Consider the following 23,346-nt stretch of genomic DNA (forward strand, 5'->3'; position numbering starts at 1 on the left):
CAAAGCCTTCATCTGACTGATCATCGAAGCATCCATGCCGCCATATTTCGCGCGCCACCGGTAAAACGTGGCGTTGCTAATCCCATGCTCCCGGCACAGGTCAGGAACCGGGACACCGCCCTCAGCCTGGCGGATCACACCCATGATCTGGGCGTCAGTAAAGCGATCACTCTTCATCAGAATCTCCTCAATTCTTACGCTGAGAAAATTCTCATTCAAAAGTCACTCTTTTTATGGGGGGATTACCATCCGTCTTGCCGGAGGCGTGAACGCCGGAGCCGGTATGCAGGGTTATAAAATCGTGGATCAGGAAAATCTGGTTGCGCTTCGGCCTGATATTATCCTGCTCATGGATCAGACCGCTGCTGCTATTCGCTCAGCTCTTCAGGCTGACCCTGGCTTTAAACTGACCCCGGCAGGCCGCAATCATGCCTTTGTGAGTATGGAAGGGGAACGTCTGCTGGGCTTTGGCCCCCGCACGCCTCAGGCCGCCCTTGATCTCGCCAGAATGATGGCCGCGGTGGGTCATCCTGCATGACCATGGCCCGGCGGCATGCAGTTCTGTTTCTGTGTGCTTTGTTGCCATTGCTGATGCTGATTATGGCCGTCTCCCTCAATATGGGGGCGACAGGCGTACATCTGACGGCTCTGTGGCAAGGTGATACGCAGGCTGATAGCTTTGCAGATCGGGTTGTGCTGACCCAGATCCGTGGTCCTCGTGTTGTTATGGCGGGTCTTACCGGAGCGGCTCTGGCTGTGGCTGGTGCTGTTATGCAGGGGCTTTTCCGCAATCCACTGGCTGATCCCGGATTGATCGGCGTGTCTTCCGGCGCAGCTTTGGCCACAGCCTGTATGATTGTGCTGGGCGGGGCATGGCTGGATTTAGGGGGCGGAGGCGTGCATGCGGCGATCATGGGGGCAGCGTGGGTCGTGCCCATGGCAGGCATGCTGGGCAGTTTTGCGGCAGCCTGTTTGCTCTATCTGTTTGCAACGCGCGGCGGGGCTACCTCTGTCAGTATGATCCTGCTGGCGGGTGTGGCATTCAGCGCATTTTCTGGCGCGCTAACAGGTATTCTTATCTTCCGTGCTAATGACACGGCCTTACGTGATCTGACCTTCTGGACCATGGGCAGTTTTGCAGGCGCGACATGGTCGCGTATTGGTCTGTTATGTCCCTTTTTGTTGGTGGCGGCCGGGATAACGGCATATCTGGCTTCGCCCCTGAATGCTTTGCTGCTGGGGGAGAGTGATGCACGACTGATGGGCTACCCAGTGGAGCGTATCAAGCGGCTCGCCATGTTCTCGGTTGCCTGCGCGGTGGGGCCCACGGTTTCCTTTGTTGGCGCCATTGGGTTTGTGGGCGTTGTGGTTCCGCATCTGGTGCGGTTGGTGACGGGGCCGGACCACCGGCTGGTGCTGCCGGGGAGTGCCTTGCTGGGGGCAATTCTGCTGATAGCGGCAGACACGCTGGCACGGGTTATTGCCATGCCGGCCGATGTGCCTGTGGGGATTGTGACAGCGGTATTAGGCACACCCGTTTTTGTCTGGCTGCTCACGCGTGTGCATGACAGGGAGGCACTCTCATGAGGCTATCCTTGCGGAACGCTGGCTGGCGCGTTCGAGGCAAAGATATTGTGCACGGAGCCTCTCTGGATTTTGAGCCTGCTCAGCTGACCGCCATTATCGGCCCCAACGGAGCTGGTAAAAGCACGTTGCTCCAGCTTGCCAGCGGATTGCTGCCTGCAACCAGTGGCGATGTGTGGTTGGGAAATGCTCCTATAACCACACTTCCGCCTGCTCAGTTGGCGGCTTGTCGGGCCATGTTGATGCAGGATTGCCCATTGCGCGCCCGGTTCACGTTGCGTGACCTCGTGGCAATGGGTGCCCAGGTTTCTGCTCCCTTCATGAGTAGCGCAACCCGTTTGGAGCTTGCGGACGTGTTGCTGGAACGGGTTGGGTTGGCAGCCTTTGCTGAGCGCGACGTCATGGACCTGTCAGGAGGTGAGCGCCAGCGCGTTCATCTGGCGCGGGTCTTGATGCAACTGGAGGCAGCGGTGAAGGATACGGGCAGGCCGCCGGGTTTTTTGTTGCTGGACGAGCCAATCTCGGCTCAGGATCTGTCCCGGCAGCATCTGGTGCTTAATCTGGCGCGCGCCCATGCCACAGCTGGTGGGGGAGTTGTGCTGGTCGTGCATGATCTGAACTGGGCTGCAGCCTGCGCGGACCATATTGTGGTGGTGCATGAGGGCGCTATTCACGCACAGGGGCCGCCGGAACAGGTTTTAACCAATGCGCTGGCGAGCCGCGTGTTCGGATTGGAAGAGGGACGTGTGAACGTGCATGCCGTTACCGGAAAACCCTACGTTTTACCGCATGATATGATTTGCCAATAATGGTTGAAGGAAAGAAACAGCCTATGTCGCAATATATTGCCATGAACCGCTTTTTGGTGGCTCCGGAAAATGAAGATGCTTTTCAGAAACGTTGGCTGGAACGTGAAGTCTTATTGAAAACTGTACCCGGTTTTGTCAGTTTTCAGTTTCTCAAGGGGCCTGAAAAAGAAGGCACCAGACTCTATGCCTCTCACACTGTGTGGGATTCATATAATGCGTTTGTGGACTGGACGCAGTCTGAGCAGTTTCGTCAGGCCCATGCAGGGGCGGGGCAGGGACGCGCTCTGACTGCCGGGCCTCCTGTGTTTGAAGGATTTACCGTGTTGCAGGATGTCACAGCCTGATATTTAAAATTTGTTGTATGATATTAGGTTAATGGCCTGAAACTCTCTCTGGGTTTCAGGCCATTTTATTGTTTGGTGGTTAAGCCGGTATGCTGATCACTAAATCCGGTGTCGTCATATATTTTTTGACGCGCATAAAGGCTGCTCGCGCACCGGTTGTCGCCAGAACCGGGTCAAACCCTGCATGGTCAATAGCGCTTTTAAATGCGTTCCAGGATGCGCCTCGTCCTCCCGGATCGGCTGCAAGGTGGCGGGCACCGAAGGTATCGGTAAAGCCTATTTTCTCAACAAGCTTTGTTAGAAAATTAGCGCCCAGTTTGGAGCCTTCTGCCACGTAGAGCCACCCTGCAGCGGTAGACGCATCCGGTGTGTCTACGGGGCTCACGTCCTCGGGGAAGGGCAGGCCGAGATCCTGCATATCCTGACAAACGTGTGTAAAGCGGTTTCTGGCGGTCAGATCCGGGATGATCTCCAGCAACTGAGCATGGTTGTACAGAGCATTAGCATCCCTGTGGAACAGATACTGTAGTTTCACAAAGCTCTTGTATTTATCAGCGTTGGAGAACAGGCCATGCGTCATGATGCCTTTATCCAGATCCTCATGAAGCGTGTAAGTGGCGTCTTTTAGGCGTAGAGAAAGGGAGAGGGGGTCAGACGTTCTGGTCATGTTTTTGGCCCTTACGACATAAACGCATTCAGAACGATGCAAATGTGTGTCTTATTTAACGCAAATGAGAATCATATGCAATAAGAGCTTGCTGAAACCTGATCTGCTGTGCATCATAAAATGAGAATGATTCTCAACTAATAACATGACGGATGCACAATGATAACGCTGCCTCTTTTCTGCCGGGCCATGCGTTACCGGATGCTGGCGACAACAGCACTGGCGTATGCTTGCGTAACACCGGTTTTTGCGGCCACGACGGAACCTGTTCCCGCCAAAACAGAAACATCAACCAAGGCCAGTGCAGGTAAAAATAGTCAAAAGTCCCCCTCGGTTTCGCCCGCTACAGTCGTACTGGGGCCCGTAAAAGTGCAGGGCAAGACTGATATTCTGGATTCCATGAAGTTTAATCCAGACAAGGATCATAGTGCGGTGGGGAAGGCGGGGGTGCTGACAACCACAACTACCCTCAAAACATTACGTGACCGACAGATAGACAGCCTGGAAGACTTTGCTCGACGAGTAGATGCTTCGGTTAACTATAGTAATGGTAATTCCAGTATCAACATTCGTGGCCTTGATCAGAACCGCATTCTGACCACCATAGACGGTGTGCGTATGCCCTGGGCAAACGATGGAGCCTATGCGGGGTCTTTCAATTCTGCTCAGGGAGGCGTCAATAATTTCGACTTCAATGCGCTTGGCGCCATCGACGTGGTTAAAAGCGCAGATTCCAGCTTTTTTGGCACAGGCGCGCTGGGGGGAGTGATAGCCCTGCGCACGCTGGATCCGGAAGACTTGCTTAAACCGGGTAAAACCTTCGGGGGGCTGACCAAACTGACCTACAATGGAGCCAGTGAGGCGGCATTGCTTAATCAGGCGTTTGCTGCACGTTACAAAAACACGGTCTTTCTGCTTCAGGGAGGCTATCAGAACGGGAGCGAAACCGGCAACCGCGGCGATATTTACGGATATGGCCGGACACGGACAGCAAGAAATCCTGCCTCATATGATCAGGGGAGTTTTCTGGGGAAAATCCGGCATTATTTTGCGGGCGGCCACAGGATTGGTCTGACTGGCGAATGGTTTGACCGAAACTATGACGAACGTACAAGAACGTCAGAAACAACGGCGACAAATGTCTATCGTACACGCAGTGAGAACCAGCGGTCTCGTGTATCTGCCAATTACGATTATCAGGCGAGTAGTCCTACCGCCCTGTTTAGCGAGGCCCATTTTCTGGCGTATTGGCAAAGCATTCAGACCGATACGGATATTACAAACAATGACCCCGCCAGACCTACGGCCTATATGCACCAGCACCTGACTTTGCCTGTAGAGTCCTATGGTGTAACTGGCTCAGCCACAAACAACATTTTCACTGGTCCTCTGCATCACGTGCTGACTTATGGTGGGGAAGTCTTTCTGACGGATACCTATCAGACTCAAACAGGCCAACGGGCTGTATCAAACGCCTATACCCACGATAATTTTTCCGACATGCCCAAAGTCCATGGGACGGATATGGGGGCTATTGTTCAGGATCGTATTGGCATTGGTCGGGGTGAATGGCTGCATATTACGCCCGGTTTCCGGTTTGATTACTTCCAGCGTGACCCGCACAATACGGCTTCCTACATGGCTAATGCCGGTTATGCAGGACTGCCCCACGGGGCGCATGGGTCTCACTTTTCGCCAAAGGTTCTGGTAGAGGCGCGTATTGCCAAAGACCTTATTCTGTATGGGCAGTATGCCGAAGCATATCGTGCACCCTCTGCAACCGAGGAATATCTGAATTACAGCACCCCGCCTGTTTATCAGGTTGTTGGTAACCCGGACCTTAAGCCTGAAAATAGCCGGGGATGGGAAGTTGGTATGAAATATGGAAATTCAGAACGCGGTGCAAAAATTTCCTTCTATGATAACCACTATCATAACTTCATAGACATGATGGGGATCAGCGGCTGCACTGGTTATATGCTGTGCTACGGCTCTACTAATCTGGCGCATGTCCGTATTTATGGGGTGGAAGCCAGCGGCAACTGGGCGTTTGATGACCACTGGCATGTATGGGGATCACTGGCATATGCGGATGGCCGTGACCAGGATCGGAATTTCCACCTGAGTTCGGTTTCCCCTTTTCGCGGTATTATCGGGTTTGGGTATAAGACAAAACGCTGGGGTGCTGATCTGTCGGGCACGTTTGCGTCCGGGCGTGACAATGCCAAATATCTGACTTCAACCGGCACATTAACCAACCAGTGGAAAACGCCCGGCTATGTTATTTTTGACATGACGGGCTGGTATAGCCCCTCATTTTATAAGCCGCTGCGTATTCAGGCCGGGATGTATAATATCTTTGACAAGGCATATTATAATGCGGCTTCTCTGCCATATGGTCAGTCCTCCAGTTCTCTCTCCGAGCGGTACTACACGCAGCCGGGGCGCTCTTTCAAAGTGACAGCCCGGATTGAGTTTTGAAGCCTCTGAATTTTGTACGGAAATTTTAAGAAATTGAGTGATCTACTTTCTGTAGAAACATTATTATATATCAATGGTTTGAAAAAATATCTTAATGTTAGTTTTGTGATCAGAAAGGTGAGAGGGAGCGCAGGAATTTGCGCTTTCCTCCGCCCTAAGGGGGAGATATTTTACTATACCCTCATTCTTTTCCTTGAAAACATACCGTTCGGACGGTATGCAAATTTCCATGAACAGGAAACCAAAACGCGTCAACAAACCAGATGTGGTGAAAAACGATCTGCTTAATGCGGCAGGGCGGATACTCGTCACGAATGGCATTCAGGCCTTTACGCTGGAACTGGTGGCAAAAGAGGCAAATGTCAGTAAAGGCGGTTTGCTGCACCATTTTCCTAATAAGAAAGCGTTGCTTGATGGTCTGTTTATGCGTGAGATGGACCTGTTTAAGCATGAAATTCTGACGTCGATACAGAATGACCCGGTCGAGTTCGGGCGTGCTGCGCGGGCTTATATTGGGCTCAATCAGGTTGGCACACATGAGACGCCAGTCATCATTCGCCATCTGCTGGCCGCTATGTTGATTGACCCACAACTTAGCCAGGAATGGATACAGCATTACTGGAGCGTTATCCGATCTGTTGGCCTGTTTGATGGCATGACGCCAGCGCTTTTGCTCGCCTGCATGGCTGCTGATGGCCTTTCTCTCTGGGACATTCTGGAAGCTGATATTCTTGACCAGAACACCCGTGAGGAACTCCATAGCCTCATGGCGCAGTTAACGCAGCCTCCAGGGAAAGCGCACTAAAATGCGAGGATATTTCTTTATCTTCATGACAGTGCTTTCAGAGGTTGTGGCGACTGCCGCTCAAAAAGAAGCTCTGGATTTTACCAGGATTCTTCCCACAATCGTCATGGTGATTGGCTACATCTCCTCCTTTATATTTCTTGCCCTGTCTCTTCGCCTTGTTCCTATGGGCATTGTCTACGCAGGCTCTGCTGGTCTTTCTATTGTTTTGGCTAATCTTGCAGGGTGGATTTACTTTCGGGATCAGCTTAGTGGGCATCAGGCTGCCGGAATACTTCTTATCTTGGTCGGTATTTCGGTTATTGCTGCTCCGCAGTAAAAACGAAATCTGCCTTTACTTTCGGAAATTACCATGTTGTGTCCAACCTGTTCAGAGATCCTGAAAAGGATGCTGCCTCTGCTCGCGGTCTGCTGCCTTTTGGGCTGTAAGCCGACATCGTCTCCGGTAAAGCATCAGTCTCTTCCTGCTGTGCGGGTTCTCAAGGTGCAGGATGCCTCATCTGGGAAGACTGTTTTTGTTGGGCGATACAGCGCGAGCAGAAGTATTCCCCTTGCTCCAACGCAGGCGGGGCGTCTTACAGCAGTCTCTGTCGTCAACGGTCAGTATGTTCATCAGGGCGATGTTCTGGCGGTATTTGAAGACAGACTTCTGCTGGAGGTGGAAGCGCAGGCTCAGGGCGAAGTTGATGCTGCCCGCGCCGAACTCAATCAGGCCGCAGCGACCTACAAAAGAAGCCGGGGGCTGGACGCGATAGGGGGACTGTCCTCTGGAACAGTCGAAGAGCGTGCTGCTTCATGGCGGCTGGCTGAGGGAAAATACAAATCAGCCCTTGCGGCTTTAACGCAGGCTCAGATTCAGGTGGCTGAAACCAGAGTGCGGGCTCCTGAAGATGGTCAGATCATCAGCGTCACGGGCATTCCGGGGAGCCTCGTTGGGGCCGGGAGTGAAATCATCCGGCAGTCTGCAGGCGCGGCTGAAGTCCACTTCAAGGTTCCCTCATCCTCGTCCTGGACGGTTGGGGATGCGGCGGAGGTAAGTGTGCCTGCCAGCCAGCATGGCCAGTCCGTTCCTGCTCTTATCAGAGATGTTGGCAGTGTGGATGAGGCAAGTCAGACGCAGGAGATCAAACTGCAGCTGGCCCATCCGCTGCCTGTGGCAGTCAACAGCCTCGTCACGGTTCGTCTTGCACCGCATGAGGTGTCCCATGTGGCGCGGGTGCCGCTCACAGCTCTGGTTTCAGAGGATCAGATACATGCGCATTTGTGGGGAGTGACAGAAGGGCAGGAGCCTCGCCTTGTTCTGCGCCACGTAAAAATTGCCGGGTTGAGAGGGGCAGATGCGTTAGTGGAAGGACTGAAGGCCGGGGAACGGATTGTCACCAATAGTGATGCGTCGTTCCATCAGGATCAGGCGGTTCAGTGTGTCAGTCAGGCGAGTGACCGCTGATGATGGAGCGTTTCAACGTCTCGCGGTGGGCTGTGGGACACCCGGCACTTGTCAGCTTCATGATGGCCTGTTTGTTTCTTGCCGGGGGATACGGTTTTTTCCACCTTGGCCGTGCAGAGGACCCGGCTTTTACGCTCAAGAACATGATTGTTTCTGCGCAATGGCCGGGGGCAAGTGCTCAGCAGATGCAAAGGCAGGTTGCGGAGCCGCTTGAACAGGGGCTGCGTGATGTCGAAGCTATAGATATTCTCAGCACCTATTGTGTTCCGGCAGCGTGTGTGACGCAGGTTTTTCTCAAGGATGATGAGAGAAAGGAACGTGTTCCGGGTATCTGGCAGAAGATCCGCAACAAATTATCCGATCTTGGTCCCAGCTTGCCATCTGGTGTCGCTCTTGCTGCCAATGATGATTATGCGGATGTCTATGGGTACATGTTTGCACTGACTGGTGGAGAAAATGCTGAACTCATAAAAACATCTGAATATTTGAAGAAGATTTTCCAGACCGTTCATGGTGTGGGGAAAGTCCAGATTAGCGGCGAAATTCCTCAGCAGATTACGGTCGATATTGATCCGCAACAGAGTGCCGCAAAGAGTATAAGTCTCGAGCAGGTTGCCAGATCGCTTCAGAGCAGATCAGGGCTGGCTTCTGGCGGTTCGGTAGACTTTACGACCGTTGTTCCTCTGAGTGTTTCCGGAGCCCTTGATGGCGTCCGGTCGGTAGAAAATACGCCGATAACCGGCCATTCCGGGACTGTGCGGATCAGAGATATTGCGCAGGTCAGCCGTGACTATGCAGATCCTGCGCCTTCGCTAATCCGCTACGGTGGGAAGCCCGCCGTTGTTATCGCAGTCGCAATGGCTGACGGCGCAGATGGACTGACACTCGGCAAGGCGCTTCAGAAGGCGGCGGCTTCGGCAGAACTTCCCGCAGGCATGACGCTGACGCAGGTGGAGGACCAGAGCAGCGTGATCCGGGAGGCGGTGAATACGTTCCTGATCAAGTTTGTCGTGGCGTTGAGTGTTGTTCTTCTGGTGGCCTTTGTCAGTCTGGGCTGGAAAGCCGGGATTATTGTGGCCTGCTCGGTGCCGCTCACATTGTCCGGCGTCAGTCTCTACATGGGTATGGAGCACATCGGGCTGGACCGTATCTCGCTTGGCGCACTCATCCTCTCGCTCGGGCTACTGGTGGACGATGCCATTATCAGTATCGAAGCCATGGTTGTGCAGCTGGAACTGGGGCGTAGCCGGGAAGAAGCGGCATCCTTCGCATGGAGCCATACGGCCTTTCCGATGCTGACAGGCACAGTGCTAACGGTTATCAGCTTTCTGCCGGTGGGCCTGGCTCAGTCGACAACAGGTGAATATGCCGGGGAGATTTTCTGGGTGAGTGGCGCGGCGCTGCTCTTCAGCTGGATTGTCGCGGTGTTTTTCATCCCTTTTCTGGGTGTTCATCTTCTCCCTGAGCCCAAAAAGCATAGGTCGGTCTCTTATGAGCATGGGGTGACGACACTCCTGCGCCTTATTCTGGGAACGAGCCTGCGTTACAAGAAAACCGTGGCAGGCGGGACTGTGCTTTTACTGGTCCTGGCATGTGGTGGCTTCCTGTTTGTTGACCAGCAGTTTTTCCCTCAGTCAGATCGCCCGGAAGTGATTGTGGACGTTGCCATGCCACCGGGGACAGCTCTGGGGGAAACCAACAAGGCGGTGCGCATTCTGGAAAAGCGTCTTATGGGGAGCCCTGCGCTGCGGCATATGGAAGCGCATATTGGTGATGGCGCCCCGCGCTTTTATCTTCCCTATGCTCCCGCCACGCCAAGCGCTGCGCACGCCACACTTCTTCTGGTCGCACAGGACCTGACAGCGCGAGAAGACCTTATTCACCAGATTGAAGGACTGTCTCTTCCCGTCGGCGTGCATCTGCATGTCCAGCGTTTGTCGCTGGGGCCAACGGCGGATTTCCCGGTGCAATATCGCATTGTAGGACCGGACCCGGAGACGTTGCGTTCACTTGCTCAGGAGGTTGATGCCATTCTGCGGGATACCGAGGGGGCCGTTTCCGTGCAGGCAGACTGGGGAAACCGGACACCTAGTCTGACTTTGGATGCTAATGCCGAGAAACTGGCGTATTTTGAAACAGATCGCGTCAGCGTCGCCGCACAGCTACAGGCTGCTATTTCCGGAAAAGTTGCCGGCGATATTCCCGATGGTCACCATCATATTCCGGTCCTTGTGCGCGCCTCCCGTGCTGTGCGTTCTGATCCGGGAGTGTGGGGGAACCTTCCCATCGTAACGGGAGCCGCCGTCGTGCCGCTCAGTCAGCTTGGAACTCTAAGGATGACGAACGATTTTCCCATTCTCTGGCAGAGAAATGGCGAACTCTGCATGACCGTGCAGTCAGGTGTCGCCACCGGCATCCAGCCCGCGACAGTGGTGGAACGTACAACCCCAGCAATAGAAGCTCTGCGGAAGAGACTGCCGGCAGGCTACAGACTTGAAACGGGGGGAGACGTCGAGCTTTCCTCAACGGCCGATAATGCGATTTTCGCGTTTCTTCCGCTGACTGGAGGGCTGATGCTGCTGGTTTTGATGATCCAGTTGCAAAGCTTCAGCCGCTCTCTGCTTGTACTGTTTTCGGCGCCCCTTGGCCTGATTGGGATGGTGTCTGGGCTGCTGATGACCGGTGCTCCATTTGGCTTTGTGGCGTTGCTGGGTCTGATTGCGCTGGCCGGTATGATCATGCGTAATACGATCCTGCTGGTTGACCAGATCCAGTTCAATCACAGCAACAGCGTGTCTCTCCATGATGCCATTATTGATGCGACTTTAACGCGCGCACGCCCAGTCTGCCTGACGGCTGTAGCTGCTGTTCTGGCTTTTATTCCGCTCAGCTTCAATGTGTTCTGGGGGCCAATGGCTATTGTCATGATTGGCGGTCTTGTTGGCGGAACGGTGCTGACATTGATTGCTGTACCGGCATTTTACGCTGTGTTGTTTGACCGTAACGTGCCGGTTCAGGACGTATCCGCTCATGTCTGAAAAGCGCTTTCCTTCTTGCAGAATAGGCATGTTCCTGTTTCCAGCGTTGTTCGCGGTGGCAGGGTGCGCCATGGGGCCAGATTTCGTGCCGCCTAAACCGGTGTTACCGGACCACTGGCAAAATGCAGTGAACAATGCGGCTTCTCAGCCTTCTTCTGCGCCGTGGTGGGGGATTTTTAACGATCCCGTGCTGGATAGCCTCATGCGTCGTGCGGAAAACGGCAATCTTGATATGGCGCTGGCGCGTGAGCGGATCAGGACTGCCAGAATACAACGCCGCGCTGCCTCGGCTGAAAGCCTGCCGTCACTAAATGGGCAGGCATCCTATACACATGAGCGTCTTGGAACAGCGGGGGTAGGGCAGGTTTTGCAGCCTCTTTTGGGGCTTTCTCCGGAAGCAGGGTTACACGAGCCGGAGGGCGTTTCCTATACGAACTATAGTATTGGTGCTGTTGCGTCATGGGAACTTGACCTTTGGGGGCGGCAGCGCCGCTTGCGGGAAGCAGCAAAGGCGGAATACTCTGCTGTGCAGGCCGATATGGACGCCATGCATCTCTCGACACAGGCAGAACTGGCAAGGACCTATTTCCAATGGCTATGGGTTTCTGATCGTCTGAACAGAGCAGACAAAGCGGTAGACCGTGCGAAGCAGCTCCTCACTATAGCGGAAGCAGTTCGCGCACGTGGTCTTCTTGCGAGTGTCGATCTGGAAAAACAGCAAAAGCTCTGCCAGACGGCTCTCGGCGAAAAAGAGGCTCTAGCCGCGCAACAGGCTTCCCTCCATCGGGCTCTGGCCGTGCTTGCCGCAGGGCGGCCGGATGCGGAAATACCCGAACTGGCAAAGCCCGTAAGTCTTCTTGATATGAAAATTCCAGAAGTTGCTGCTGGCATTCCTTCCGATATGGCCAGAAAACGTCCGGATATTCGGGCGGCGGATGACCGCCTGCATGCCGCCACGGCAACGATTGGCATGGCACAGGCCGATTTCTACCCGCAGATTACCCTGACGGGGCAGATCAGCCTTGATGCTCTGACTGTTGCCGAACTGGGGTGGAATGCACGCAATACATCTTTTGGCCCCACGCTTTCACTCCCGATTTTTAATGGAGGGCGGCTGTCTCGCCAGCTTGAGCTCCGCCATTCCGAGCAGCGAAGTGCAGGCATCTCTTATCAAGGCGTTGTTCTGAATGCGTGGATTGAAATTGAAAACCTCTTATCCCGCGAGAACGTATTTAGATCACAGTATCAGAGACAGCGCGTTCTTCTTGATAGTGAAAAAAACCGTATGGCCGTTCTTCAGAAACGCTACCAGCATGGTGATATTTCACAAGAAGAGCTGCTGACGGCCTCTTTTCCTGAAAATGAAAGTGCAGAAAATCTGGCACGCACACATGCAGAGCTTTTGACCAATGTGGTTGATCTCAAAACGGCCGTGGGGAATTAAGGGCCGTTAACAAAGGCGCTGTAGGGGGAGGGGCACCGGCACCGGCTGACCACTCTTCTCTGGCGGTCAGCTGGTATTCATTATCGCGCTGGTGTTGCTTCGCACGTTAGAAATTAAAGGACCCACGCACGTAGTAGTAACCGCCCATAAATCCGGACGGAGAATATGTGGCGTATCGGTAAGAGCCTGTTGGGGCAGCAGCAGCGCGGCTTACCTGTGTAGGGTATTTGTTAAACAGGTTGTTGGCGCCCACAGAAACATGCGCACGCTCTGTAATACCGACATCCAGATTGATATCCGTATTCCATTGCGGGCGAACCTTGGTCCAGGTGGATGAGGGCTGAGACGGGCTGACAATAAACGTCACACTGCCATAACGCTGCTCCTGAATGCTCAGCGTATAACGTCCCTTGTGCCAGACCAGAGACAGTGTTTCCCGGTTCTTGGGAGAGGTATGCAGAAGATCGTTCTGGGAAAATTTATTATAATAATCCTGTCCGTAAGCAGCCAGAATTTCCGGCGTCTTGCGATAACGGGAAATCTGCGTATCAGCGATATTGACATTAACACCGAACTGCAAGCTGTGGCCCTGCGGCAAATTCAGCAGATAGGTTGCGTTGACATCCCCGCCATTGGTCACGGTATCAACGGGATTGGTGTAATATTGCACATACCGAACGCCGGAGATGCCAGCGCTTTCCAGCAGCCCTTCAATAGACGCTCCACCAAAGTTGGACGTGCTTTCCAAACGGTCATTAATACCAATGCGGTAGAGATTGGCGGTGACATGGAAATTATCAACCGGGGTTGCGTCTATCCCTACACTGTAACTGCGTGAATATTCGCCCTTGCGGCCTTCTGCACCCAATAGGCGGGCAATCTGACTGGTGGAAGAGGCATAAGCAGACTGATACCCCGGCGTGGAGAAAATAGTGCTGTAATACAGTCCAGCGAGGGTAGGTGGTCGATATCCGGTATTGATGTTGGCGCGGATGGCCCAGCGTTTGTTGAAATTGTAGCGTGTGCCGATAGACCCGGTAAATGCCGTAATCGTATCCGAATAGTTTGTGGCATGGCCACCGAGCGTCCATTCCCATTTTTTGGTGGCCCATAAGTCAAGATTGATATGACCATCAAAAATATCACGGTAATGGTTGCCGGTAGCGGAAGGCGGAGTACCAGAATAGGCTGACGCGCCGGGAGCCGCAGCCTGTCCCGCATCAGGGCCGTCCAGAATGGCAACGCCGCCATCGCCCCAGGATTGTGTATCGCCCTGCGTCATCTGGAAGGTATCGTGCCGGTATTCTCCACCCAGTTCCACACCCAGCGGCTTTGCCAGAATGGCGGAGGGGATATCGCGGGACATTTTGAAACCTGCGGTCAGGTCAGACGCAATATTGGTGCCATTATAAAATTTCGTCTGACTGTTCAGGCCGTAAGTGGGGCTGATGGTATCATACGCGCCATAGCGAAGCTGGTCGCGCCCATACAGCACATAAGCATCCCAGTTCCAGCCATAGAAATCCCGGCCACGAATACCACCGTTGACCTGAAAGTCGTTTTCTTCCGTTGTCAGATGCGGAGAAAATCCGTTGGGGAAAATTGCCCGGACATTTGCATCATTATTGGCTGTGCGGAAAAATCCGGGAGCATCAACATCCCGGTGGCTATAGGTGGTGGTGGTGTAGAGCGAAATTTTATCTGTCAGCGGCAGAGAGCCGTTTGCGCTGAAAAGTTCGGACAGCGAACGGCTGATACCCTGAATACGGTTAACGTCATTCCCGATTTTCTGTTCTCGCGGATCCAGAGAGCCATCGGGCAGGCTGAAATACTTCTGAGTCGTATTTAACCCGGAACGATTAGTGGGCTGCTGATGGGTTATTTGCGTCGCAAGGTCCAGAAAGCCCCCGTGGTGGCCAAGCGCAAAATTATAATCCCCGTAGCCGTCAATGCCGACGCCATCGCCAGCATAGTACCCACTATCCTGCAGGTTGATAGAGCCTTTACCCGGCGTGGATTTCAAAACGATATTGACCGCCCCACCAATGGCTTCCTGCCCGTAAAGGGCTGTTGCGCCATCCATGATAATTTCAACATGGTCGATCGCACTGATGGGAATCAGGCTGATATCTGTGGGCTGAGAGCCCGTGGCAGGTCCAGTATTGAAATTGAAGTTTGCTCCCAGATGCCGCCGCTTACCATTCACCAGCACAAGGGTTTCATCCGGCCCCAGATTTCGCAGGATCATCAGTCGGGCCACGTTGTTTGAACCAATGCCGCCTGCCGGGGGGGAGTTAATGGCAGGGGCCATCTGCGCCAGCGCGGCAATAACATTGGTCTGCCCGGTAGCCATGAGTTCCTTGGCAGTCACAACGTCCACATGCGTGGTGCTATGTCGCCGCGTGTTATTGGAAAGTGCGCCAATACCGGTTGTTACAGCGCCGGAGACCAGAACGGATTCCGGTTCAGCAACCTGTGTTTTTGTTGTGGTGCTGGTTGCTGCGTAAGCTGATCCCGCCAGATCCAGACTGGCAATAACACCAAGAGCAAGGTTTTTCTTCATCATGTGCCATACCAGAAAAAGGGGTGAATCGAATAATTTCTGATTATATGGAATGATTTCAAAACGACAAACAAAAACTCATTAAATTTAGTAAAATAATTATACAACTAAAATATATAGTGAAATATAAAAGAATAGGAAATCTCTTTCTATCAACTTACCCTTTCAGGAAATTTCTCGGAAATTGAGCTAAAAAGCAGGTAGGTTGCAGCAGTCAGGCCGATGGCAACGCCACTCATGACAAAGATGGCAGGAGCCATGGCTTTTCCGCTGATACTGATAAGCCATGTTACGATCAGCTGAGAAAAACCGCCGACCACCAGCACCACCATGTTATTCACAATGGCGAGCATGGTGGTGCGGGATGCGGGAGAGAGAATCTGCGTGATGAGTGTGCAGTAAGATCCGAGAAACATCCCACTGACAAAAGAAAGACTGACCTGCATGATAATCAGGCGGGTAATGGAAGGGGCGGCCACGAGCCATGCGTAAAGTGGCCAGAGGATAGCAAGGTAGGTCGCAAGGCTTACGAAAATAATGAGTTTCTTGTTCAGAAAATCAGAAAGATATCCGCTGAAAGGAACCACAAGGAGCATGGATGCTGCAGCCGACATTTGCACCAGGTAAGAGCCGGTGAGGGACAGATGCAGAATTTTTGTCGCGTATGTCACGACATATCCGTAAATAATGTAGAAAGAGACCGTGCTGGCAGTAACCAGTCCCATCCCTGTCAGAATTTCACGCCATTGCGTTGTCAGGCTTTTCATCATGCCTGGGGATTGTGCAGATTTACGTTTGCCCGCAGCGGTGCCTGACATTTTAAGGCGAATTGTCAGGATAAGGGGAATGATGAAGAGGCCAAAAGCAAATGGAAGCCGCCAGGCCCAGGCATGCACCTGTTCCGGCGTGCACCATGTTGTCATCAGATAACCAACGCTGCCGCCGAGAACCTGCGCAATAATCTGTCCCGTAATCTGCCAGGATCCGAAAAAACCTTTGCGGCCAGCAGGCGCCATTTCCACCAGAAAGGTCGTGGACGTTGCAAACTCTCCACCAACGGAAAATCCCTGCAACAGTCTGGCGGCGGCAATCATGATCGCGCCTGTTATCCCGGCCTGTTCATAAGTGGGGGCGCAGGTGATAAGGGCTACGGCAACGGCCATTAAGCCCATGCCGAGTGTCATGGCTTCCTGTCTGCTGCGGCGGTCTGCATATAACCCAAGGCAAATGCCGCCTAGCGGACGGGTGAAAAAGCCCACGCCAAACAGGGCCGTAGACATAAGAATGGCTGAGACACTTCCGGCAGACTTTGGAAAGAACAGTGTGCTGATAATAGGGATCATGTACGAAAAAATGGTGAAATCGTACCATTCCAGCGCATTGCCGCCGATTGATCCGATAATGGCACCCCAGCGTGTTCGGGCTGTATGCAGTCTGTCCGTCATGTCGGTGTCTTTCAAAAAACGCCGTTGAGGCAAATGCCATTCTCAGGGGGCTAAGATGGAGTGGCCCAGCGTATGCATCAGGCGATTAGCCCAACCAAAAATGCCGACGGCGCAAATCAGATCAAAAATTTCCAGATCAGATAGTCCGTGGTCTCTTAGAAAGGCGACATCAGAGCACGCAAATGTTCCGGGGGATCGGGTCAGTTTGACAGAAAAATCAAAAATCGGCTGCCAGTATTCATCATTCAGGCAGGCCTCCGGACCTTCTGCAAAAATGATTTCCACCAGTTCCGGTCTTTTTGTCAGCTGGATAAAGCGCCGGGCATGAACAGAGGCGCAATACAGGCAGTGATTGATGAGAGAGCAGCCAAGCGCACCCATTTCACGGCCTGCGCGAGAAAGGCCATCCCGCCCGTACATAATGGCGTTGAATAAGGGAGAGCGCACGGCAAGGCTTTCCGGATCATGTGCCAAAGTCAGCACATAGTCCGAAATTTTTGTATTAGAGGGCGTGATTTTCATCGCGGCCCGCTGTTCTTCGGTCGCGTCTTCCAGTCGCACGGGCTGAAGGTAGGGGACCCATTCCAGTGGTTCGGCTGTAAAGCCGACGCACTCCGAACCGGTAACTGCTTCAGGTTCAGCCGTCTGTGCAGGGGGCAATGTGCCTGCCATGGCCTGCATACCAAGCGTGATGCGAGCCAGATAGCAAACGCAAGCAATCAATTCAGCCAGATGTACTATTTCCGCCTCCGTCAGTCCGGCATTTCGGAGGCTCAGAATATCGGCGCGGGTTGCGTCTTTTGGGTGCAGCGTAACGAGGTCTGCATACTGGGTAAGGGCTGCCAGAAATACATCCTGCTCTGAAGCGGCTTCTTCATGCGCCAGCGCAGTCAGGGCAGGGGGCGGCGCAAGCGTTTCCAACGCTTCCAGATAAACAGAGGCCAGCATGAGCGCGCAGGACTGGCGCGCCATACGGGCGGCCAGAGCCGTGCGGATACTGTGTGTGAGGCGACCCGGCTTCTGCGGAGAAACGACAGCAGCGTTCGCCTGTGCGCTCATGCTCAGAATATCAGAGCGCATCCTCACGACGTCGGCCAGCTCATTTCTTTGAGCCCCGGTGCGCGCAGATGCCGCAATGGCAGACAGGAATGACGAGATATCCATGCAGAAGCGGGTCCATAATCGTTTCTATTCCGCACGATATTGATCCGGATTGCGCATAGCAAGAAGATTATCATTCATTTTCCAAATTCTTTCTTGCTGGCCGTTCGCTGCGCGCATACAGTCCTGAGTCATGAAAACTGATCTTCCGGATCTCAAACAGCTAGAAGCCTTCTGTGCAGTGGTCGCCGTAGGCAGTCTGACGGGGGCTGCGCGTCTTCTGGAGCGCTCGCAACCCGCCATGACGCGGCTTATTCAGGATCTGGAGGCATCCCTCGGTTTTGCGCTGTTTCATCGCAATGGGCCGCGCATTGTGCCCACAGAGCAGGGGATGCAGTTTCATGTGGATGCCGAGAGGCTTCTGGCGAATGTCCGCCGTCTGCATGAACGCGTGGAAGCCATTGCGCAAAATCAGACCGCGTCCTTTGAGATTGCCGCAATTCCCGCGCTGGCTACTGGGTTAATCCCCTATGCGCTGGCGCAACTGCCTGCCAATCTTCTGCCGGACGCGATCCATGTTCAGTCAGTCAGTGCTGAACAGGTTGTGCAGTCTGTTATGGAGCGCCGGGCAGATCTGGGCGCGGCGAGCTTTCCGGTCAGTCATCCGGAACTGGATGTGTTGTGGGTAGGGCAGTCCCGTTGCGTGGCTGTGCTGGATCGTGCAGATCCGCTGGTGTCCTGTCCGGTTGTAAGGCTGGCGGATCTGGTTTCCCGCAGACTGGTGACAATTGCTAACCCGTATCGCCTTCGTAACCGCGTGGAAAAAGCATTTTTGAAAATAGGTGCTTTCCCTGCGTCTATTATTGACACGAACACCAGTGTCACTGCTCTGGCCATGGTGCGGGCCCAGCTGGGGGTTGCTATTGTAGAGCCAGCCACAGCGTGCGGCCTGCTGTTGCAGGATACGGTGGTCAGGCCGCTGGATACGACTATTCCTTTCTTTTTTGGCATTGTGAAGGCCTCCGGTCGCCCGCTTACGCCGGGTCTGGAGGCCGTCGTGGATGCTTTGCGCACAGCATCCGCGGCACAATTACCAGACTTTGTGCTGCATGAACGTGTCAGCGCTGAAATTACGGAAGAGGCCCTGCATGGTCTGGGTGGCCCTTCCTCATCCCCATTGCCCGGAGACTGGCAGGTATGACGCTTTCCTCCCCCTCTGAATTACCCGGCGGCCTTGAAAAGCTTGAGGAGCGGCTGAAGCAGGATCTGTCCTGGCTGGAACTGCCGGCGAAAAGCTGGGTGCCGGAACGGTGTGTCGACAATCGCACTGTGCGCGATGTGGTCATTATTGGTGGGGGGATGGCAGGGCTGACAGCGTCCGGCATGCTGACGCGCTATGGGGTGCGGAATCATGTTGTGTATGATCGTGCTCCCGCAGGGCGTGAAGGGCCATGGGTGACATATGCCCGCATGGAAACCTTACGTTCCCCCAAAACGCTGACTGGCCCCTGCCTTGGTCTGCCTGCGCTAACCTTCCGTGCATGGTATGAGTCCCGCTTTGGTGTGGATGCCTGGGCAGAGTTAGGCTTTATCCCGCGCGAAATGTGGATGGAATATCTGCGCTGGTTTAGAAAGGTTCTTGATCTTCCTGTTGAAAACGAGACAGAGCTTCTGGATATCCGCTATCGGGACGATGGTCTTCTGGATCTTCTCCTGCGCCAGCAGGGGCGGGAAGAAAGTGTTTTGGCGCGGCACCTTGTACTGGCCACCGGCCGCGATGGTCTGGGTGGCGGCTATATGCCGGAAATTTTCAAAGCCTTGCCGCCGGCGTTCCGTGCGCACTCGGAAGATGCGATTGATTTTGAAGCACTCCGGGGCCGCCGGGTGACTGTTATTGGGGCTGGTGCCTCTGCAATGGATAATGCAGCCGCCGCACTTGAGGGCGGAGCAGCCCGGGTGGATATGCTGATACGCCGGAAAGATATTCCGCGGATTAACAAGTTTACGGGCATTGGGAGTCAGGGTGTTGTTCACGGTTTTCAGGCGTTACCTGACGCGTGGAAATGGCGTTTTCTGGATTATACCCTTGCGGCACAAACACCGCCGCCACGGCCCAGCACCTTACGTGTTTCAAAACACCCTAATGCGTTTTTCCATCTTGGTTGCCCGGTGGAGGCTGTTGCGGTGGAGGGCGATCATCTGCGTGTGACAACGCCTCGCGGCGTGTTTGAAACAGATTTCCTTATCGCGGCGACGGGCTTTGCAGTTGATCTTGGCCAGAGGCCGGAACTAAAATCAATCGCACCGAGCATTCGCTTCTGGAAAGATCGCTTTACGCCTGCACCGGAAGATAATCCTTCCGGCAGCCTGAATCCGGAACTGGAACTGTCACCCGATTTGGGGCCAGCTTTTGAGTTCCAACCGAAAGAGGGCGTTGTTTGTCCGGCGCTAGAAAAAATTCACTGCTTTTGCTTTCCGGCAACGCTTTCCCATGGAAAGGTGAGTGGGGATATTCCGGCTATTAGTGACGGCGCAGACAGACTGGCCAAGGGGATTGTCAGCAGCTTGTTTGTTGAAGATCGGGCTATTCATTATCGCAATCTGGAGCAGTTCAACACGCCAGAGTTGCAGGGAGATGAATGGCAGGATGTTGGGTTCTGAGCGAGTTTAGCTTTTTGACTATGACCATCTGCTTATCGGCAGATGGTCGGGGAGTGTCTGCTCCTTATCCACCGGGAAAAGGCAATCAAACATAAAACAATATTTTCCCTTTTTCGTATTTTGTTTTGCATCCAAGCAAAAATGAGACTGCCTGCGCAAAATCCTTTATTTTCAATAAATCAAAGCTGCCTGAAATTTTGCGTTGGTTCAGACTGTTGCTGGAAATCAGACATTGTGTGTCGGAATACTGATTGAATTCCTCGACAGCGGCCTGAAGTGTAGAATTATTTAAAATAATCTGCCCGTTGCGCCATGCTTGCTGCACGAGCGATGCATCTCCGGTGAGGGGATGGCTTTTAATAAGCTCTGAACTATCACTTTTTGTCTTGGAAAAATGGAAAACCTGCGGAGATGTGATGACGTGGTGTTGTGCCTCCCTAAGCCAGTTCATCGTTCCGGCATAGAGAGACAGAATAACTGTCTGCCCCTGTAATTTAATATCAAAATTAGCGTTTTTTCCTGCAAGCTTTAACGCGCCTGCGGAAATCCACGTTTGATTGCGCTGGATCTCCATCCCAATACGCCCATCGGCAACCTGCATGATATTTTTTGTTTTTGATGACGAGAAATAGGCGCCTGAGCGCGCGTCTACGGTGACGCGATTGCCGTTCCAGACATATTGTTGAGGTGCCTGCCGCCCCCTATAGCGCATAACAAAATGGTCATGCACCTTTTCCGGCATGCATAGGCCGACCAATCCTGCAGCAACTGCCGACCCCATAAACAGTCGGCGGGTGGTGGCTGGAGTCGAACGATGAGCGGTCGATCGTTCGTTCTGTGCAGTAGTTCTATAGTTTAGAGCCTGATAAACACTTTTTGCTTGTACGTAAGCGCCAAGGTTGCGGGCATCGGCATTGAGCCACGCAGCAAGGTCCTGCTGTTCGCTTGGAGAGAGGTCTCGAGCATCAGCGAGAGCAACCCAGTGCGTTGCGTCTGCCTGGCGCGTCTTGCCGTCTGCTACGGGAGAAGAATACAGCAAGGCACTCTCATTCTATTATCAAGAGGATCATGCAAAGCAAAATACGTTACTCGAGGCTTTGCCCAGCTTCTATCAGCCTCTGCAGGCCACGGCTAACGTGTCGCTCAACCGCCCGTAGTGAAAGGCCGAGTTTCTGGGCGATCGTGGCATGACTATAATTGTAGATTTTCCGAAGAATAAAAACATCCTTGCAGGGACTGGGGAGTGTCATCATCTGCTCTTTAAGCCAGTCAAGCCGCTGACGAGAGGAGAAATTCTGCTCCGGGTTCGGCTGGCTATCCGCCACGTTATGCGCTTCCAGATCTAAACTGGTATCAATATAAACAATTTTTGCTCGTCTGGCGTGTTCAAAAACCAGATTTCGTGCACAGGAGAAAAAATAAGCCCGGCCGTTCTGGATCTCCTGATAGGACGCTGAACAAAAGCGGGCGTAACACTCCTGAATAATGTCATCTGCCGTCATGCCGGGCAGAGTTGTCCGGTTGAGCCAGCCCCGTATTGCGGGCTCATACGGCATGACGTTCTGCGTGATCCATGTCATACGGTCTGCATCCGGGAGGAGGGGTAGTGCATCACACTGTGGTGGTGAGAGATCGTGCGTGCTGTGCTCACCTGTATCGCAATCTAGGGGTGCATCCATGAGCATGAGGCCGTCTTACCATCAGGGGAGGGGCGGGTGTGCGAGTGACTTACACCCCGCTCAGGGGTTGAAGCAAGTTGACCGGGAGTTCCGGAAAACGTGTTGTAACACGCTGTTCCAAAACGAATTTTGGTCTCGCCGGAAAGGAAAGTTTCCTTTCGTCATAAAACCTTAACAGAATTTCTGGCCTCCATGAGGGGGGAAATACGGACGGCGGTTCATCTTAGAGAGTGAATTTTGCACCGTGTCCGAAGGTAATGGTCCTCTCATGCGTTCAGTTAAGACAATCAGCACACTTACACTGCTGTCCTCTACCGTCACGTGCAACATGGCGTTTGGTGCGACGCACATGTTCAACATTCCTGCGGGCACAGTCCCGGAAGCCCTTTCTGTTTTCCAGAAGCAGTCCGGGTCCGGGGTAATTGCCAAAGCCAAAGACTTCCGGAATGTCAGAGTGTCCTCTGTGCATGGCATGATGGATGATCAGGTTGCGCTGCAAAAGCTGCTGTCTGGCACAACCCTGCAGGTCAGCCGGCAGAATCAGGGCTCTCACTTTGTTATTGTCGAAAGAAAACTTCCGCGGGAAGCCAGGGCAAGCGGTGAAAATGTGGATGTCGTAGAACGTCGCAAGTCAGATGGCGGCGGCATGATGGTAAGGCACACCACGCCGAGGACGGTGAGTTCTCTGTCTCACGCCTCTATCGAAATGCAATCTCCGACCTCAACCATTGAATCTCTTATCCAGACGCTGCCGGGTGTGGTGTCGGCCAGCGAAGGCCCGCTGACAACGTCTTTTTCAACTATCCATATTCGTGGCATGTCGCAGCCTGAAATCGGCGTCACGTTTGAGGGAATGCCAGCCGCCAATCCGTTTACCTATAGCACCTACACGCCCTCGCTGGTGGACAGTGAGAATATGGGGCAGGTGAATGTGATGCAGGGGGCGGTCGATATCAATTCCCCTACCTACAATGCGACCGGCGCTGAAATATCCGCGACAATACGCCGCCCGACGGATAGGCAGAATATTCGGTAATCCCCCCATTTTTAGTGGGGCATTGAATGAGAATTCAGGCAGCTGTTTTTAGTTTCTGGGCGGGGGTTAGCCCGCTGTTCCCCATGTTGGGTCTGTCATGGTTATATGTCCAGAGCCATTGTGTTGCGACCTCCTGCACGTCCTGAATGCTTTCAAACAAATACTGCTCCAGCCATTCCTGCCGTACAGTTCTGTTGTAGCGTTCAATATAGGCATTCTGCTGCGGATTACCCGGTTGCGTA

21 protein-coding genes are annotated in these 23,346 nt (G+C 53.5%); 13 read left to right on the forward strand and 8 right to left on the reverse strand.

What is annotated here, in order from left to right:
• On the reverse strand, positions 1-177 hold a 177-nt coding region (locus KP703_RS13360), incomplete at its 3' end, for a transposase (RefSeq protein ID WP_215755313.1).
• A gap of 106 nt (positions 178-283) precedes the next feature.
• Here KP703_RS13360 and KP703_RS13365 point away from each other — a divergent pair.
• Genes KP703_RS13365 through KP703_RS13380 form a run of 4 tightly spaced genes read left to right on the forward strand, consistent with a single transcriptional unit; the run spans position 284 to position 2,737 of the window.
• Positions 284-538: a hypothetical protein gene (locus KP703_RS13365; protein WP_252354084.1), complete on the forward strand. Its 255-nt coding sequence runs from the start codon at positions 284-286 to the stop codon at positions 536-538.
• Positions 535-1,587, forward strand: a complete 1,053-nt coding sequence (locus KP703_RS13370) for an iron ABC transporter permease (RefSeq protein WP_215755299.1) — start codon at positions 535-537, stop codon at positions 1,585-1,587. Before KP703_RS13365 ends, KP703_RS13370 begins: the two co-directional genes overlap by 4 nt.
• A complete protein-coding gene (locus KP703_RS13375; protein WP_215755300.1) occupies positions 1,584-2,393 on the forward strand; it encodes an ATP-binding cassette domain-containing protein in 810 nt (269 codons plus the stop codon). The genes KP703_RS13370 and KP703_RS13375 overlap by 4 nt, the downstream gene beginning before the upstream one ends.
• A 23-nt stretch (positions 2,394-2,416) precedes the next feature.
• Complete coding sequence (locus tag KP703_RS13380; protein ID WP_231874830.1) at positions 2,417-2,737, forward strand: antibiotic biosynthesis monooxygenase; 321 nt, start codon at positions 2,417-2,419, stop codon at positions 2,735-2,737.
• A gap of 79 nt (positions 2,738-2,816) precedes the next feature.
• Here KP703_RS13380 and KP703_RS13385 read toward each other — a convergent pair whose 3' ends face one another.
• A complete protein-coding gene (locus KP703_RS13385; RefSeq protein ID WP_215755302.1) occupies positions 2,817-3,404 on the reverse strand; it encodes a biliverdin-producing heme oxygenase in 588 nt (195 codons plus the stop codon).
• A 159-nt stretch (positions 3,405-3,563) separates the two neighbouring features.
• On the opposite strand from KP703_RS13385, the gene KP703_RS13390 reads away from it, so the two are divergent.
• The 6 genes from KP703_RS13390 (at position 3,564) to KP703_RS13415 (ending at position 12,619) form a co-directional block, all read left to right on the forward strand.
• A complete protein-coding gene (locus tag KP703_RS13390; RefSeq protein WP_215755303.1) occupies positions 3,564-5,885 on the forward strand; it encodes a TonB-dependent hemoglobin/transferrin/lactoferrin family receptor in 2,322 nt (773 codons plus the stop codon).
• 229 nt (positions 5,886-6,114) lie between these two features.
• Complete coding sequence (locus KP703_RS13395; protein ID WP_215755304.1) at positions 6,115-6,690, forward strand: TetR/AcrR family transcriptional regulator; 576 nt, start codon at positions 6,115-6,117, stop codon at positions 6,688-6,690.
• A 1-nt stretch (position 6,691) separates the two neighbouring features.
• Positions 6,692-7,009, forward strand: coding sequence for a multidrug efflux SMR transporter (locus tag KP703_RS13400; RefSeq protein ID WP_062272424.1), 318 nt, complete (start codon positions 6,692-6,694; stop codon positions 7,007-7,009).
• A 69-nt stretch (positions 7,010-7,078) separates the two neighbouring features.
• Positions 7,079-8,137, forward strand: a complete 1,059-nt coding sequence (locus tag KP703_RS13405; protein ID WP_252354085.1) for an efflux RND transporter periplasmic adaptor subunit — start codon at positions 7,079-7,081, stop codon at positions 8,135-8,137.
• On the forward strand, positions 8,137-11,175 hold the full coding sequence (locus KP703_RS13410; RefSeq protein ID WP_215755305.1) for an efflux RND transporter permease subunit: 3,039 nt from the start codon (positions 8,137-8,139) through the stop codon (positions 11,173-11,175). Before KP703_RS13405 ends, KP703_RS13410 begins: the two co-directional genes overlap by 1 nt.
• 28 nt (positions 11,176-11,203) lie before the next feature.
• Complete coding sequence (locus tag KP703_RS13415; RefSeq protein ID WP_252354086.1) at positions 11,204-12,619, forward strand: efflux transporter outer membrane subunit; 1,416 nt, start codon at positions 11,204-11,206, stop codon at positions 12,617-12,619.
• A gap of 106 nt (positions 12,620-12,725) precedes the next feature.
• On the opposite strand, the gene KP703_RS13420 is transcribed toward KP703_RS13415, so the two are convergent.
• The 3 genes from KP703_RS13420 to KP703_RS15715 all read right to left on the reverse strand — a co-directional run bounded on the left by KP703_RS13420 (position 12,726) and on the right by KP703_RS15715 (position 17,791).
• Positions 12,726-15,185, reverse strand: a complete 2,460-nt coding sequence (locus tag KP703_RS13420) for a TonB-dependent siderophore receptor (protein ID WP_215755307.1) — start codon at positions 15,183-15,185, stop codon at positions 12,726-12,728.
• 149 nt (positions 15,186-15,334) lie between these two features.
• Entirely contained in the window at positions 15,335-16,627 is a 1,293-nt protein-coding gene (locus KP703_RS13425) for an MFS transporter (RefSeq protein WP_215755308.1), read from the reverse strand.
• A gap of 42 nt (positions 16,628-16,669) precedes the next feature.
• Positions 16,670-17,791, reverse strand: coding sequence for a peroxidase-related enzyme (locus tag KP703_RS15715; RefSeq protein ID WP_252354087.1), 1,122 nt, complete (start codon positions 17,789-17,791; stop codon positions 16,670-16,672).
• Positions 17,792-17,921: 130 nt separating this feature from the next.
• On the opposite strand from KP703_RS15715, the gene KP703_RS13435 reads away from it, so the two are divergent.
• Both KP703_RS13435 and KP703_RS13440 read left to right on the forward strand, forming a co-directional pair.
• On the forward strand, positions 17,922-18,929 hold the full coding sequence (locus KP703_RS13435) for a LysR family transcriptional regulator (RefSeq protein WP_215755309.1): 1,008 nt from the start codon (positions 17,922-17,924) through the stop codon (positions 18,927-18,929).
• The gene (locus tag KP703_RS13440) at positions 18,926-20,389 is read left to right on the forward strand and encodes an NAD(P)-binding domain-containing protein (RefSeq protein ID WP_215755310.1); all 1,464 of its coding nucleotides are present in this window, start codon (positions 18,926-18,928) and stop codon (positions 20,387-20,389) included. The genes KP703_RS13435 and KP703_RS13440 overlap by 4 nt, the downstream gene beginning before the upstream one ends.
• A gap of 85 nt (positions 20,390-20,474) precedes the next feature.
• Here the strand turns inward: KP703_RS13440 and KP703_RS13445 are convergent, their stop codons facing one another.
• Both KP703_RS13445 and KP703_RS13450 read right to left on the reverse strand, forming a co-directional pair.
• Positions 20,475-21,428 carry a DUF4880 domain-containing protein gene (locus tag KP703_RS13445; RefSeq protein WP_215755311.1) on the reverse strand — a complete coding sequence of 318 codons (954 nt, stop codon included), beginning with the start codon at positions 21,426-21,428 and terminating at the stop codon, positions 20,475-20,477.
• A gap of 46 nt (positions 21,429-21,474) precedes the next feature.
• The gene (locus KP703_RS13450; RefSeq protein ID WP_306789705.1) at positions 21,475-22,074 is read right to left on the reverse strand and encodes an RNA polymerase sigma factor; all 600 of its coding nucleotides are present in this window, start codon (positions 22,072-22,074) and stop codon (positions 21,475-21,477) included.
• A 262-nt stretch (positions 22,075-22,336) separates the two neighbouring features.
• Here KP703_RS13450 and KP703_RS13455 point away from each other — a divergent pair, with 262 nt between their 5' ends.
• Positions 22,337-23,104: a TonB-dependent receptor plug domain-containing protein gene (locus KP703_RS13455; protein WP_252354089.1), complete on the forward strand. Its 768-nt coding sequence runs from the start codon at positions 22,337-22,339 to the stop codon at positions 23,102-23,104.
• 34 nt (positions 23,105-23,138) lie between these two features.
• On the opposite strand, the gene KP703_RS13460 is transcribed toward KP703_RS13455, so the two are convergent.
• Positions 23,139-23,346: integrase core domain-containing protein (locus KP703_RS13460; protein WP_215754309.1), on the reverse strand; the 208-nt coding region annotated here is incomplete at its 5' end.

The sequence above is a fragment of the Acetobacter sp. P5B1 genome, assembly GCF_018811985.1.
Lineage (GTDB): Bacteria > Pseudomonadota > Alphaproteobacteria > Acetobacterales > Acetobacteraceae > Acetobacter > Acetobacter cerevisiae.